Genomic DNA, 14,426 nt, shown 5'->3' on the forward strand with positions numbered 1-14,426 from the left:
TTATGTCTGCAAGCTGTGGGGAAAGACCTAAACCGCACGCAGGCTGTGCAGGCTTCATACCCTTGCCGCTAACAGATTACACCCTCCCGGCCCCTACGGCCATCGGGAAGGCAGGCTTCCAGGAAACCCGACCCACCATCTGGCCGAAGAGGTCGTAGGCCCCGGCCTGGCTCACCCTGACCTGGATGATGTCCCCTATCTTGACCGTTCCATCGGTCTCCACGTACACCTGGTTGTCAATCCCCGGAGCATCGTAGCGGGTGCGGCCCACCACCTGGCCCGGCAACTCGCCGTAGTCGTCCACGATGACCTCGAGGGTCTGCCCCACCCGGGCCTGGTTTTTCTCCAGGCTAATCCGCTGTTGCAGGGCCATGAGGCGAGCCTTGCGCTCCTCTTTGACCTCCTCAGGCACCGCCCCCGGCAGAGCGTTGGCCTCCGCTCCCTCCACCTCGGAGTAGGTGAAGCAGCCAACCCGGTCAAGCCGGGCTTCCCCCAAAAAGTCCAGCAGGAGCGAGAAGTCCTCCTCGGTTTCTCCCGGGAAGCCCACAATGAAGCTCGAGCGAATGGCCAGGTCGGGCACCATGGCACGCCACTCGGCTATGGTCTTGAGATGCCCCTCAATCCCCCCCGGACGGCGCATGGCCTTGAGGATTCTAGGCGATGCGTGCTGCAGGGGCACGTCCAGGTAGGGCAACAGCCGACCCTCAGCCATCAAGGCCACCAGCTCGCGCACGTGGGGGTAGGGGTAAACGTAGTGAAGGCGCAACCAGGCCCCAAACTGGGAGAGTTCCCGCACCAGGTCAACCAGGTGGGCCCGCACCTGCCGTCCGGCGTACTCCGAGGCGCGGTGGTGAAGGTCCACCCCATAGGCCGAGGTGTCCTGGGCGATAACCAGGAGCTCCTTGGTCCCGGTAGCCACCAGACGGGCCGCCTCGGCCAGGATGTCGGCGGCTTCGCGGCTTCTCTGCAACCCCCGCAGCTTTGGAATAATGCAGAAACTGCACCGGTGGTTGCAACCCTCGGCAATCTTCAGGTAGGCGTAGTGCCGCGGGGTGAGCTTAACCTGAGGGGGAATGAGGGCAGTGTAGGGGTTAGGGTCGGGTGGAACCACCTGGTGCACCGCCGCGATAACCCTATCAATCTCCCCAGGACCGGTAACCTCCAGCACCTGGGGATGGGCTCTCCGAATCACCTCGGGCCGAGCGCCCAAGCACCCCGTCACAATCACCCTGCCGTTTTCCGCCAGGGCCTCTCCGATGGCCGAGAGCGACTCCTCCACAGCTGGGGTAATGAAACCGCAGGTGTTGACCACCACCACATCGGCTTCCTGGTAGGTGGGTACGGTCTCATACCCCTCGGCCCTAAGGCGGGAGATGATCTGCTCCGAGTCCACCAGGGCTTTGGGGCAGCCCAGACTGACAAAACCGACCTTGCCTGCCATTGCCTCTCCCGCGCGCCAAAGGCGCAACAACACCGCCGAGTATAGCAGGCTTTCCCGGTTCGGCTACAGGAAGTCTCCTAGAATGGCCTCCACCTGATCGGTTTCTATCAGGAAGGCGTCATGCCCGTGTGGGCTTCTAATCTCCCGGTACTGACCCCCAGCCAGAAGCGCCGCCTCCCGCACCTCGGCGGCGGTGTAGAGCAGGTCGGTGTCAATCCCCACGAAGAGGCTTGGAATTCCCCGAAGCCGACGCAGGGCGGCCTCTACCCCACCCCGGCCCCGGCCCACATCGTGGGTGTCCATGGCCTCTGAAAGCACCAGGTAGGCGTTGGCGTCAAAGCGCCGAGCAAACTTCTCGCCCTGGTAGAGCACGTAGCTCTCCCCTCGCTCGGGGTGGGCCTGCCAACGCAGGCGAAAGGACGCGGGTGAGCGGAAGGAGAGCATAGCGATAGCCCGTCCAAGCTGTAGCCCAAAGGGCTGCTCGGTATAGTAGCCGTTCCGATAGGCGGGGTCGGCCCGCACCGCCTCGCGGGAGAGGCGGTTGAAGGCTCGAGCCCACGGGCCGTGCACTGCAGGGGCCGCCAACACCACCAGCTTGTTGACCCGCTCAGGGAACATCAGGGCGAACTCCAGGGCCACCATCCCCCCCAGGCTGCCCCCAAGCAGGCTTACCCGTTCAATCCCCAAAAAGTCCAGCAACCGGGCCTGGGCCTTGGCCAGGTCGCGCACGGTGAGCTTGGGAAAATCCGGCCCGTAGGGGCGCCCGGTCCTTGGGTTGTGGGAAAGGGGACCAGTAGAACCGTAGCAACTGCCGATGTGGTTGGCGCAGAGGACGAAGTACCTGTCCGTATCCAGCATCCGCCCCGGCCCCGCCAACTCATCCCACCAACCCTCCGGCCCAAAGGCCTGGTCAAGCTCGGGAAGGCTTCTGAGCGTCTCTGGCGTGTAGGTACCCGCCAGGTGAGCCGAACCCGTCCAGGCATGGAAAACCAGCACCGCATTGCTGCGCGAGGAGTTCAAGCGGCCGTAGGTCTCGTAGCGCAGCACCACCTCGGGCAGGACATCCCCGTGCTCGAGGCGAAACTCGGTAGCCACCCGAGCCTCTGCGGGCACCGGCGGTGGCACCCGGCCTCGGCTCTTGGGCGGCTTGATGAGCAGGGCTTCGTGGTCGCCCCAGGCCTCCTGGATGAGGTCGGTCATATCCCCCTCCTTCCGCCCAGGCACCCGCTCAGACCACAACCCTATCCTGCATGGCCTGCTTGAGGTCGTCCTGAAGGTCCTCCAGGGCCTCCAGCCCCACGCTGAGGCGCACCAGCTCAGGGCTTACCCCGGCCCGAAGCTGCTCCTCGGGGGAGAGCTGGGAGTGGGTGGTGGAGGCCGGGTGGATGGCCAGCGTGCGGGTGTCGCCCACGTTGGCCAGGTGGGAGACGAGCCGCAGGCGGTTGATAAACCGCTTGGCCGCCTCATACCCTCCCTTGAGCCCAAAGGTGAGCACCGAGCCGGGCCGGCCCCTGAAGTACTTCTGGGCCTTGGCGTAGCTCGGATGGTCGTCCAGGCCGGGGTAGTTAACCCAGGCCACCTGGGGTTGCTCGCGCAGCCAGTGGGCCAGGGCCAGGGTGTTCGCCACGTGGCGCTCCGAGCGGAGGGAGAGGGTCTCCACTCCCAAAAGCAGCAAGAAGGCCTCAAAAGGCCCCAAGCACTGCCCCTGGTCCCGCAGGCCGTCTATCCGGGCCTTCACAATGAAGGCCAGGGAGCCCACCGCCTCAGGGAGCCGCAGGCCGTGGTAGCCCGGCTGGGGCTCGGAAATGAGGGGATAGCGTCCGTTGTCCCAGTTGAAGTTGCCCCCATCCACGATGAGCCCTGCGATGGCCGCCCCATGCCCACCAATCCACTTGGTGCCGGAGTGGGTCACCACGTTGGCCCCCCACTCGATCGGCCGAAAGAGGTACCCCCCGTGGCCAAAGGTGTTGTCCACGATAAGCGCAATTCCCCGCTCTTGGGCGGCCGCCGCAATGGTCTCAAATTCGGGGATGTTCAAAGCAGGGTTGCCCAGGGACTCCAGGTACCAAAACCGGGTCTTTTCGTCGCTGAGGCGGATAAAGTCGTCCACGCTCTCTGCGCTGTCGGTAAAGCGGCTCTCAATGCCCAGGCGGGGCAGGGTGACCTTGAACTGGTTCACGCTGCCGCCGTAGAGGTTGGGGGTAGATACGAAGTTGTCCCCGGCTTGGGCAATGGTGGTGATCGCCAAAAACTGCGCGGCGTGGCCTGAGCTGGTGGCCAGAGCCGCCGCCCCTCCCTCCAACGCCGCAATACGCTTTTCCAGCACGTCCGTGGTGGGGTTCATGATGCGGGTGTAGATGTTGCCCGGCTCGGCCAAGGCAAAAAGCCGGGCCGCGTGGTCGGCATCCTTGAACTGATAGGAGGTGGTGGCGTAGATGGGCACCTGGCGCGCACCGGTGGTGGGGTCGGGGCTGTAGCCGGCGTGAAGCTGAAGTGTCTCGAAGCGCAGTTTTTCGGACATACGACCTCCTACCGCGGGGGCTTGGACGCTTGGGGGTAGGAGAAAACCCCCAACCAGACGTTCTTTTACTGGAAGGGGGATGCGCTTGCGAGGTTCCCCTTCTCTTATCTCCCTCGAGCCGCCCGCTATGCCTAGCGTTGAGCCCCGTGTGCCTACAGGACTCGGCGGTCGAGCCGGAATTAGCACCCTGCAGGAAGCTACTGGCAATGTTCAGCTGCCTCCTGTGGGTTGCTGCGGCTTCGCTGGGCCGGTTCCCTCCGCCGCTCTGGATAAAAGAACGGTCGCTTTTTGGCCGCGCCCCGGCGCGGATAAGTGAGAGTCTAGGTGGGAAGCTCCCCTCTGTCAACACCCCGCTTCCCGCCGCAAAAGCCAGAGCACTGCCCGGCGCAAGAGGCCAAGATAGGCCTCGGGCGTGGGGGCCGGCCCCTCGAGGAGGCTGTGGACCCCCCGGTAGGGCTCTTCAAGCTCGAGCCAACGGACGGTCTTCCCGGGCACCAACAGGACGCCCGGCGCAAGGGGCGCTGCCCCCGCCCTGAGGGCGGCCTCAATCCGGCCGGCGGCCTCCGCCAAGCCTACCCGCTGGGTTGCGAATGGCTCAGCTGGCTCACGGGCCCAGCCCAGAGCCTGGGCCACCCTCACGTACTGCTCCCAGGTGTCCACATCAGCAAACCAGGGCCCTCTACCCCACTCCAGGAAAACCACCCGCTCCCGCCGGACCCGGAGGAGCGCCCTAGCCCCCTGGTCGCCCTCTAGGCGGGCCACCTCGGGGAACAGCCCAGCCCCAACAAAAACCGGGGGACGGGGCTCCCCGTCCTCGCAGGGGGCCACCGCCAGGCACGAAGGCGGCCGGTCCTCCACGGCCCGCTTGAGTTCCAAAAGCCGCCCCTCCTCCAAAGCAGGCATGTCGGCCAAGAAGACCAAAGCCCCCTCCGAAGCCCCCAAGGCCCCCACCCCACACTTCAGCGAGCTGCTCTGCCCGGCGGCGTAGGCCGGGTTTTCCACCACCTGGACCCGACCTGCTGCAGGGTGGTCCGCCAGCCACACCCCCAGCGCGTACCGGGCCAGCTCCGCCGCGTGGCCCACCACCACCACCACCCGCCCATCGGCCACCCCCAGGGCCTGGTCCAGCGCCCGTGTCAGGAGCACCTGCCCCGGCCCGGCAGGCAGCAGGAACTTCGGGACCCCGAACCTCGAGGCCCGCCCTGCGGAGAGGACCAAAGCGTCCAGCGCCACGAACCCATGCTACAATCCGACCTGAGCAACAGGCCCCCCGGTGTCCCTCCGGGCGGAAACCCCGCAAACAGCAACCTGTTAGACTACGGCCATGAAGCTCGAGTACAGCGGACAGGAAAGGGTACAGGCCGAAGCGGATAAGGTGTGGCGCTTCATCCAAGACCCCCAGAAGGTAGCCTCGTGCCTGCCCGACCTAACGTCGGTGGAGATCAAGGACGAAAAGAACATGGTGGCCACGGTAGGGGTGGCGGTAGGCCCAGTCCGGGGCACCTTCAGGTTCAACATTGAGCTCGACCCGCGGCCTGAGGAGAACAAGGTGATGGTGCGTCTGCGGGGCGGGGGATTGGGCAGCGCAGTGGACCTAACCGCCAGCGCCTCCATCACCGACCAGGGTGACCAGACCACCCTGCTGGACTGGCAGGGCCAGGCCACCGTAAGCGGCCCTGCGGCCTCCCTGGGCGGGCGGGTGCTGGATGCCCAGGCCAAGAAGCTCATCCAAACCGTGTTTGCCAACCTGAGCCAGCGGATGAGCGAGGCTTGAGCCAGCCTACTCCCACTCAATGGTGGCCGGGGGTTTGCTGGTGATGTCGTAGACCACCCGGCCCACCTCGGGCACCTGGCGGGTAATCTTTCGGGCCACCTCGTCCAGAAACTCCAGGGGCAGCCTGGCCCAATCAGCGGTCATGAAGTCCACCGTGGTCACCGCCCGCAGGGCTAGCACATACCCGTAGCTCCGCTCGTCCCCTACCACCCCCACGCTCTGCAGAGGGGTGAGGATGGCCGCAGCCTGGGAGACCTGGTCGTAGAGGTTCCAGTCGCGCAGGGCGGAGATGAAAATGTCGTCGGCCCGCCGCAGAACCTCCAGCCTTTCTGGGGTTACCTCGCCCAGAATGCGGATGGCCAGGCCCGGGCCAGGAAAAGGGTGCCGACGGCGGATGGGCTCAGGCAGGCCCAGGAGAAGGGCGAGTTCTCGAACCTCGTCCTTGAAGAGATGGCGGAAGGGTTCCAAAAGCTCAAACTGCAGGTCGGGCGGCAACCCCCCCACATTGTGGTGGCTTTTGATGTTGGCGCTGCCCACACCCCCCCCCGCCGACTCAATGACGTCGGGGTAAAGGGTACCCTGGGCCAGCCAGCGGCAGCCTTGGGCCGACAGGGTTCGGGCCTCCCGCTCAAAGACCCGGATGAACTCCCGGCCCACCACCCTGCGCTTTTCCTCAGGATCAACGACCCCTTCAAGGGCCCCAAGAAACTGTTCCGAAGCCTCCACTACCCTCAGGGCCGGGCCCAAAGGGCGCAAGGCCTGCTCTACCTCCTGCCGCTCCCCCAGCCGGAGCAGGCCGTGGTCCACGAACACTGCGGTAAGCTGATCCCCAATGGCCCGGTGGAGGAGCAGGGCCAGGGTAGAGGAGTCCACCCCCCCCGAGACCGCCAGCAAAACCCGCTCCTGACCCACCTTGTTGCGAATCTCGGCGGTCAGGGCTTCCAGGGTGTGCTCAGGGGTCCAGTCGCGCCTCACCCCGGCCAGCTCCAAAAAGTTCTCCAACACCTGCATTCCCTTGGGGCTGTGAGCCACCTCCGGGTGAAACTGCACCCCAAAGGTGCGGCCGTCAGGGGCGGCAATGGCCGCAATGGGGTTCTCCTCAGTACGGGCCACCACCTGCCAGCCTTCGGGGAGCAGCGTAACCGCGTCGGAGTGGGACATCCAGACCTGCACCTCGCCCTCTATGCCCGCGAAAAGCGGGCCCTGGCAGAAGGTGAGCAGGGCCTTGCCGTACTCCCGCCGCCCACCACGCTCCACCCGACCGCCAAAGTGCTGGGCCAGGTACTGCATCCCGTAGCAGATACCCAGCACCGGCCAGCCCTGTTCTAGCACCCCCGGGGCGGGTTTGGGGCTGGCAGGGTCAAAAACCGAGGCTGGGCCACCGGATAGGATGAGGGCCTCCGGTCTTTCGGCCCGAATCCGCTCCAGGCTTGCAGTACCCGGCAAAATCACCGAGTAGGCCCGCAACTCACGGACACGGCGGGCGATGAGCCTTGTGTACTGCGAACCGAAATCGAGAATAACCACGCTCATGCCCGAAGCATAAAGCCCCAGGCAGCTCCAGCCAAGCGCGCCTCACCGCAGTTGGATGCTTATTCCGCCAGGGCTGGGCACCTCTATCAACGATTCCACCGGAACCCGGCCCGGCACACGGATGCGAATCCGGTAAACCCCCGGCCGGTCAAAGACCACCACCCCAGGCACCTCCGCAAGCTCCACCCCCACCGGCATCTGGGAGCCCTCAGGGGCTTCCAGCACCGCCACGCTGGCCTTAGGCCCAGGCGGCTCGAGCCGGAACTCCACCGGGTAGAGGGCCGGCCCGGCGGGGGTAGGGGCGCGACCGCGCCACCAGAGGCCCATTCCCCCCAGCAGCAAGACCAAAGGAAGCAGCCACAGCCAGCGGAGGCGCCTGCGCTCGGGGGGGACTACAACCTCGAAAGGGGGCTCCGTACGCTCCTCAATGCGGATGCGGCGGGGAGGGGTGGCCTGGGCTGGAGGCGGTGGAGGGGGCTCGTTGACCTGGACCCTCAGGTGCCCTTTGGCCCTGGCCTCAGGGGGAGGCTCCGAGGGAGGAGCCCCCTCCAAGGGAACCACCGAGAGGGGGGACGGTTCGGCGGGTGGGGCCTCGAGCTGGGCGTAGAAGGTCGCGGCCTCGAGCTGCCCGGTGGCATAGGCTTCCAGCGCTTCCCGCCAAGGCAGGGCTGGGTAAAGCTCTCCCGCCAAGGCGCGAACGGTCTGCAAGAAGCCTTCATAGTCCCATCGCTGCTCAGGGCGGCCCACCCCCAGGCCTCCCAACCAGACCCGTCTTCCCCGGGTCCAGATCAGCTCTGGGACCACATAACCCACCGGAACTCCCGCTTCCCGGGCCTTTTCCAAGGCCTCCGAAAGCTGCCTGACCCATTGGGCAAGCCGGCCGGGCTCCACCTGTCCAGCCAACCAGGTAGCCCGCACCGCGCCCACGGGCACCTCTGCCACCCAGGCCCCTTCTAGGCAGTCAATCCAGGGTAGGGCACAAGGCAGGGCGAGCTGGGGCGGCGTTCCCTCGAGGGGCCGGAAGACCACCACCTCCAAGCCTGTGCGGGCGTCCTGGCCCTCGTAAACCTCCACCCCATCCTCCAACAGCCTCAGGCGGCCCCGCAGCAGGTAATGCCCCAGGCTCTCCATATGGGGCAGTATAGGCCAACTGAATTAGGCGCCTTAACTCAAAAGCGCCTCCCGGGCAAAGCCCAGGGCCATAGCCCAACCCAGCTGCTCATACACCCGCACCTGCTCAATCACCGCCCCCGCCTGCTCCAGGGAAACCCCACCAGGCAGCTCAACCACCAGGCTCCTCAGGTCGCGGGCCAAGGCTTCCAGCTCAGGGGCTGACCAGCGAAGGAGGGCCTGGTGGACCAGGCTGGGGCCTCCCTCCAAACCCTGCTCGCCAAGCCACCCCCAAGCGTCCAAAAAAACCCGCTGGCGCGCCCAACAGGCCGCCACCCCAAGGCCATAAGGCTCCTCGGCCAAGGCCCGCAGATACCGCAAATAGCCAGTCCGCAAAGGGTGTGGCGGCTCCTCAGGTGGTGCCACCACAGCCAGCCAGTCCAGCTCCTCGACCGCAAACCAAAGCCCGTTTACCCAGATCAGGCGGTGGGGCTGGGGGGCCTTGGAGAGCAGGCGGGCCTCGAGGGTCAGCAGGGCTTCCAGAAGGTGGCGTTCTTGGGACAACCAACGGACAAAAGCCCGCTCTGAAACCCGCCCTTGCCGTAGAAGCTCCAGAAAGGGCGGCTTTTCAAAGCGCAACTCCAGCACACCTTAAGCCTGGGGGCCAGACCCAAGAAAAGGTGTGCTAAAGGCCCAAATTCGGCTACGGCCTCAGCAGCCCGGAGAAAAAGCCTGACAAGGCCAGAAGCAGCGCCAGCCCCCAAAGCACCTGGGCTGTGCGGCGGCTGGCCGCTCCCTGAAGGGCCATGGCCCAGACCAACAGGCCCAGCAACCCGGCCCCCAGGGCCAGCGCGAAGAGCAAAGCGGGCAGATGGGCAAAGATAGCCTGGAACATCTAAACCCCCAGCATAGCCCTAACCTCGGCGGCCACCCGCTCTTTGGTAAAGCCCAACCTGGCGTACACGTCGGCAAACGGGGCGCTTGCGCCGAAGCGGTCCAGGCCCACGACCCGCGCCGCGTACCGCTCCCAGCCCAGGGTAACCCCAGCCTCCAAGGCCAACACCGGCAGGCCCCTGGGTAAAACGGCCTCGCGGTAGGCCTGGGGCTGCTCCTCAAAGGCCTCCCAGCAAGGGAGCGAGACCACCCGCACAGGAATTCCCTCCTCAAGGAGGAGGCGTTGGGCCTCAAGGGCCAGCGCAACCTCCGAACCGGTGGCCAAAACAACTGCCCGGGCCCCCTCTGCATCGGAAATCACATAGCCTCCCCGGAGCACCCCCTCCGGCCTGACCCCCTCCAGAACCGGCACCGGCTGGCGGGTGAGGATGAGGGCGGTGGGACCAGCCGTGCGCTCCAAGGCCATCTTCCAGGCTATGGCGGTCTCCCCCGCATCGGCCGGGCGGACCACCCAAAGGTTGGGGATGGCCCGCAGGCTCATAAGCTGCTCCACCGGCTGATGGGTGGGCCCATCCTCCCCCACTGCGATGGAGTCGTGGGTAAAGACGAAGATCGTTGGGGTCCCCATCAGGGCTGCGAGGCGGATGGCCGGGCGCATGTAGTCAGAAAAGACCAAGAAGGTGCCCCCATAAGGCCTCAGGGCCTTGCTGAGGGCTATGCCGTTCATAACCGCCCCCATGGCGTGTTCCCGCACTCCGTAGCGGATGTAGCGGCCTGCAGGATTCTCGCGGGTAAAGTCCTGCATATCGGGGGTGCGGGTGTTGTTGGAGGGGGTCAGGTCAGCTGAACCGCCCACCAGCTCAGGCAAAAGCGCAACCAACCGCTCCAGCACCTTCCCTGAAGCCGCTCGGGTGGCCATCTTCTCGCCAGGGGCGAAGCGCGGAAGATGGTCTTCCAAGCCCGCTGGAAGCTCCTGGGACATCCTGCGCCGAAACTCCGCCGCCTTTTCAGGATGGGCTCGAGCAAAAGCCTCAAACTGGGCCTGCCAGGCCGCCTGGGCTTCTTGGCCGCGCTCCCGCACCCGCCGGAAATCGGCGTAAACCTCTTCGGGAATCTCAAAGGGCGGGTAAGGCCAGCCCAGGTTTACCCGGGTAGCCGCCACCTTCTCTGGACCCATGGCGTCGGAATGGGCCTTGGGCTGTCCGGCCAGGGGGGACCCATAACCGATGATGGAGCGCACCGCGATCAGGCTGGGCCGAGGGTCGGCCTGGGCTTCCTGCAGGGCCTTGCGGATGGCCAGCAGGTCCTCCCCATCCACCCCGGGGACCACATGCCAGCCATAGGCCTCGTAGCGCTTCAAGACATCCTCGGTAAAGGCCAGCTCCGTGCTGCCGTCAATGGAGACCTCGTTGTCGTCGTACAGCACGATGAGTCGGCCCAGGCCCAGGTGCCCCGCCAGCGAGCTGGCCTCCGCGCTTACCCCCTCCATCAGGTCCCCATCAGAGGCAATCACGTAAGTGTAGTGTGCGGCAACCTCACCAAACTCAGCCACCAGCTTGCGCTCTGCAATAGCCATGCCCACCGACGTGGCAATTCCTTGGCCCAGCGGCCCGGTGGTCACCTCCACCCCAGGGGTGTGCCCGTACTCAGGGTGGCCAGGGGTCTTGGAACCCCACTGGCGGAAGCGCTTGAGTTCTTCCATGGAGAGATCGTAGCCTGAAAGGTGCAGGAGAGCGTACAAAAGCATTGAACCGTGGCCTGCCGAGAGGACAAACCGGTCCCGGGCAGGCCAGGTGGGATCGAGGGGATTGTGCCTTAGAAACTCGGTCCACAGGATGTAGGCCGCCGGGGCCATGCCCATGGGCATCCCCGGGTGCCCTGAGCGGGCCTGCTCCACCGCGTCCAGGGCCAGCATCCGAATGGCATTGATGGAAAGCTGAGCAATGGAGGTCATCTGGGTCATACCCCGCAATCATACCGCCTAGAGCTGGGCCCTAGGAAAGCGGCCGGGACATTTTTCCCTAGGACACATGTACTCTCACAAGACTCTTAGACTCCCTTTAGGGAGGAGGCCTATGGAGGAAAAAGAGCAGCGACCCATTGGGGCGGTTTTGGTGGTCACGGTGGTGGCCGTGTTCATCCTGGCCTTCTGGTTCTTTCACTTCTTCATGCACCTGGCAAGGAGCTAGATCATGGAGCACCAAGAACACGTTATTGAACGTTATGAGCGGGCCTGGATTTTCTTCGGGCTGGCCATGATTGCGGTCTTCATCATCCTGATCGGTTACATGATGATGACCATGGGCAACACCAACCCGGTGGGCGCGGGGCGAATTGACCCCACCAAGGTCCGCACCGAAGGGGAGTTTGCTAACCCTAGGGTGGAGCAAATCGGCAACGAGTACGTGGCCTACGTCCAGGCTTTCTCATTCGGCTACCTGCCCAACGAGATGCGCTTCAAGGTGGGGCGGAGGGTAACCTTCTACATCACCGCCCCAGATGTTCAGCACGGTTTCCAGGTAGAAAACACCAACATCAACGTGCAGGTGATCCCTGGGGAAATAGCCAAGGTGAGCTACACCTTTAGCCGACCCGGGGAATACCGGATCATCTGCAACGAGTACTGCGGCATCGGCCACGCCAACATGATCAGCAAGCTGATTGTGGAACCCTAGCAAGGAGTCAAGATGGCGGTCCAAACCCTTATCCGCTTTGATGCCTACGCCGACGCACCGGAGAAAAAGTACGCCCTGTACATGATGATGCTGGGCTTCTCAGCCCTAGCCCTGGGCACCTTTTTTGGCCCGCTTCAGGCCTTCAACTACGGGGGCTTGGACCTATACCCCCTCTTGAAGCCGGTCTTTCAAAACTACTACCAGGGGCTAAGCCTGCACGGCGTGCTCAACGCCATTGTCTTCACCCAGCTCTTTGCCCAGACCATCATGATTTACCTACCTGCCCGGGAGCTGGGCCTGCGCCCCAACATGAAGCTGGCCTGGGCCTCCTTCTGGATGGCCCTGGCAGGACTCCTAACCGCTGCCGTACCCCTCCTTCTGAATGAAGCCTCCGTCCTCTATACCTTCTATGCTCCCCTAAAGGCCAACTGGGCCTTCTACACGGGCGCAGCAATATTCGTGCTCTCGAGCTACATAAGCATATACGTCGCCCTCGAGCTGTGGCTCCGCTGGCGCAGGGCCAATCCCGGGAAAATCACCCCTTTGGCCACCTTCATGGCCGTCACTTTCTGGCTGATGTGGTTTCTAGCCAGCCTGGGGTTGGTGGTGGAGATGCTCTTCCTCATTCCCTGGTCGCTGGGCATTCTACCTGGGGTTGACCCTCTCCTGATGCGCACCCTCTTCTGGTACACCGGGCACCCCATCGTCTACTTCTGGCTCCTCCCAGCCTATACCCTGGCCTACGTAACCCTCCCCAGGCTAGCCGGGGGCAAGCTGGTCTCAGACCCTCTGGCCCGGTTGGTCTTCGTCCTCTTCCTGCTCTTCTCGGTTCCGGTGGGCTTCCACCACCAATTTGCCGACCCCGGCATCGCCCCCTACTGGAAGTTCATCCATACCGTGCTGACCATGATGGTAGCGGTACCCAGCCTAATCACCGCTTTCACCATCGCAGCCTCCCTCGAGGTGGCCGGACGAACCAACGGGGGCAAAGGCCTCTTGGGTTGGATCACCTCGTTGCCATGGCACAACCCCACCGTGCTGGCCTTTCTGTTGGGCTTCCTGGCCTTCATCCCAGGTGGGGCAGGGGGAATCGTCAACGCTAGCTTCAACCTGAACCAAAACGTCCACAATACGGTCTGGATTCCCGGCCACTTCCACCTGCAGGTGGGTACCCTGGTCACCATGGCGGCCATGGGCACGGCCTTCTGGCTCATCCCCCACCTCACCGGCAAGCCCTTGGTGGCCCGCGGCCTGGCGGTAGCCTCCCAGTGGCTCTGGTTCCTGGGTATGTTCCTCATGACCTTCGCCCTGCACTGGATGGGCTTCCTTTACGCCATACCCCGGCGAGCCCACATCGCAGGCAGCCCTGTGGCTATGGAGGCCTTCAAGGAAAGCTCAGCCTGGATGGCGCTCAACATCGTGTCTGGGGTGATTCTCCTGGTCGCCGCAGTCCTCTTCTTCTACGTAATCTTCGCTACCGCATTGCAAAATCGCCGTGAGCCCGAAAAGGTGTTGGGCGAGGTGCCCTTCAGCGAGGCCATTTCCAAGCCTGAGGGCAGCAGCCTGGCCCGCCTCACCGAGCGGGTAGGGTTCTGGTTTGGCCTGGCGGTGTTGCTGGTGGTGCTGGCCTATGGCCCGGTGCTCTACCAGATGTTTACCAACATGCTCCCCGTCCCTGGGGTACGGCTCTGGTAGCCCTCCCCTGTTCTAGCCCCGGCCGCTGGCCGGGGCCCCCAAAAGTGCGTCCGGGGCTCTGGCCCCGGAACGCAGCTGTGCGCAGGGCTACTTTTTGGCTTTTTTCCCGTAGGTTCCAGCGAATTTCTTCTGGAACTTCTCCACCCGGCCCTCGGTATCCACAAAACGCTGCTGGCCCGTCCAGAAGGGGTGGTTCCCGCTCCAGACTTCCACGTGTATCTCGGGCTTGACGCTGTAGGTCTGCATGATCACCTCGCCGTTGCAGATGATCCTGCAGGGAACCAGCTTGGGGTGAATCTTTTCCTTCATGGGCGCTCCTCAGCACGGACCCGGCCGTGCGGTCAACCCCTGCACTATAGCAGGTCTAGGCGAGGAGGGCAAGACAAATTAAAATCCCAGCCTATGGTGAGAGGGGTTCGCGGCGCCATCACGGTTGAGGAAGACACCCGGGAGGCAATACTAAGCGCCACCCGCGAGCTTTTGCAGAAGATGCTCGAGGCCAACCACATCACCGACTACGAAAGCATCGGAGCGATGATCTTCACCCTCACCGACGACCTAAAAGCGGCCTTTCCCGCAGAGGCGGCCCGTCAGCTCGGAATGCAGATGGTTCCCCTCATCAACTCCCGCGAAATTCCCGTACCCGGGTCGCTGCCCAGGGTAATCCGGGTGATGATACTCTGGAACACCGACATCCCTCAAAAGCAGGTCAAGCACGTCTACCTGAGGGAAGCGGTGCGGCTGCGCCCCGATCTGGAAAGCGCCCAGTAGACACCCCCTAAA

15 protein-coding genes and 1 riboswitch are annotated in these 14,426 nt (G+C 64.3%); of the genes, 5 read left to right on the plus strand and 10 right to left on the minus strand.

The genetic code is table 11. The features are described 5' to 3' along the window. Positions 1-76 precede the first annotated feature (76 nt). The 4 genes from rimO to NZ849_RS11515 form a co-directional block, all read right to left on the minus strand. The gene (gene rimO / locus NZ849_RS11500) at positions 77-1,441 is read right to left on the minus strand and encodes a 30S ribosomal protein S12 methylthiotransferase RimO (protein WP_295407599.1); all 1,365 of its coding nucleotides are present in this window, start codon (positions 1,439-1,441) and stop codon (positions 77-79) included. A 63-nt stretch (positions 1,442-1,504) separates the two neighbouring features. Beyond that, the gene (gene metX / locus NZ849_RS11505; RefSeq protein WP_295407603.1) at positions 1,505-2,641 is read right to left on the minus strand and encodes a homoserine O-acetyltransferase; all 1,137 of its coding nucleotides are present in this window, start codon (positions 2,639-2,641) and stop codon (positions 1,505-1,507) included. A 28-nt stretch (positions 2,642-2,669) separates the two neighbouring features. Continuing rightward, positions 2,670-3,962, minus strand: coding sequence for a PLP-dependent transferase (locus tag NZ849_RS11510; protein WP_363319603.1), 1,293 nt, complete (start codon positions 3,960-3,962; stop codon positions 2,670-2,672). A gap of 101 nt (positions 3,963-4,063) precedes the next feature. After that, positions 4,064-4,238, minus strand: a riboswitch (SAM riboswitch). A 66-nt stretch (positions 4,239-4,304) separates the two neighbouring features. Next, a complete protein-coding gene (locus NZ849_RS11515) occupies positions 4,305-5,195 on the minus strand; it encodes an NTP transferase domain-containing protein (RefSeq protein ID WP_295407606.1) in 891 nt (296 codons plus the stop codon). Positions 5,196-5,286: 91 nt separating this feature from the next. Here NZ849_RS11515 and NZ849_RS11520 point away from each other — a divergent pair, with 91 nt between their 5' ends. After that, a complete protein-coding gene (locus NZ849_RS11520) occupies positions 5,287-5,736 on the plus strand; it encodes a carbon monoxide dehydrogenase subunit G (RefSeq protein ID WP_295407610.1) in 450 nt (149 codons plus the stop codon). Between the two features lie 6 nt (positions 5,737-5,742). Here NZ849_RS11520 and guaA read toward each other — a convergent pair whose 3' ends face one another. The 5 genes from guaA to tkt are packed head-to-tail and all read right to left on the minus strand — an operon-like array spanning position 5,743 to position 11,236. Continuing rightward, positions 5,743-7,269, minus strand: coding sequence for a glutamine-hydrolyzing GMP synthase (guaA, locus tag NZ849_RS11525; protein ID WP_295407613.1), 1,527 nt, complete (start codon positions 7,267-7,269; stop codon positions 5,743-5,745). Between the two features lie 42 nt (positions 7,270-7,311). Further along, the gene (locus NZ849_RS11530; RefSeq protein WP_295407616.1) at positions 7,312-8,400 is read right to left on the minus strand and encodes a hypothetical protein; all 1,089 of its coding nucleotides are present in this window, start codon (positions 8,398-8,400) and stop codon (positions 7,312-7,314) included. A 33-nt stretch (positions 8,401-8,433) separates the two neighbouring features. Continuing rightward, complete coding sequence (locus tag NZ849_RS11535) at positions 8,434-9,027, minus strand: hypothetical protein (RefSeq protein WP_295407618.1); 594 nt, start codon at positions 9,025-9,027, stop codon at positions 8,434-8,436. Between the two features lie 55 nt (positions 9,028-9,082). Beyond that, a complete protein-coding gene (locus NZ849_RS11540) occupies positions 9,083-9,274 on the minus strand; it encodes a hypothetical protein (protein ID WP_295407621.1) in 192 nt (63 codons plus the stop codon). Then, positions 9,275-11,236, minus strand: coding sequence for a transketolase (gene tkt, locus NZ849_RS11545; protein ID WP_295407624.1), 1,962 nt, complete (start codon positions 11,234-11,236; stop codon positions 9,275-9,277). A gap of 112 nt (positions 11,237-11,348) precedes the next feature. Between tkt and NZ849_RS11550 the strand changes: the two genes are divergently transcribed. From NZ849_RS11550 to NZ849_RS11560, 3 genes are read left to right on the plus strand one after another with little or no spacing between them, the layout of a single operon-like run. Next, entirely contained in the window at positions 11,349-11,462 is a 114-nt protein-coding gene (locus NZ849_RS11550; protein WP_295407627.1) for a cytochrome c oxidase subunit 2A, read from the plus strand. A gap of 3 nt (positions 11,463-11,465) precedes the next feature. Then, positions 11,466-11,948, plus strand: a complete 483-nt coding sequence (locus NZ849_RS11555; RefSeq protein ID WP_295407630.1) for a cytochrome C oxidase subunit II — start codon at positions 11,466-11,468, stop codon at positions 11,946-11,948. A gap of 12 nt (positions 11,949-11,960) precedes the next feature. Next, positions 11,961-13,643, plus strand: a complete 1,683-nt coding sequence (locus NZ849_RS11560; protein WP_295407633.1) for a b(o/a)3-type cytochrome-c oxidase subunit 1 — start codon at positions 11,961-11,963, stop codon at positions 13,641-13,643. A gap of 87 nt (positions 13,644-13,730) precedes the next feature. On the opposite strand, the gene rpmE is transcribed toward NZ849_RS11560, so the two are convergent. Further along, positions 13,731-13,952, minus strand: coding sequence for a 50S ribosomal protein L31 (rpmE, locus tag NZ849_RS11565; RefSeq protein ID WP_295407636.1), 222 nt, complete (start codon positions 13,950-13,952; stop codon positions 13,731-13,733). A 93-nt stretch (positions 13,953-14,045) separates the two neighbouring features. Here rpmE and aroH point away from each other — a divergent pair, with 93 nt between their 5' ends. Continuing rightward, positions 14,046-14,414 (plus strand): chorismate mutase, encoded by a 369-nt coding sequence (gene aroH, locus NZ849_RS11570; RefSeq protein WP_295407641.1) that lies wholly within the window; start codon positions 14,046-14,048, stop codon positions 14,412-14,414. The last annotated feature ends 12 nt before the right edge of the window (positions 14,415-14,426 follow it).

It is taken from the genome of Meiothermus sp., assembly GCF_025060375.1.
Taxonomy (GTDB): Bacteria; Deinococcota; Deinococci; order Deinococcales; family Thermaceae; genus Meiothermus.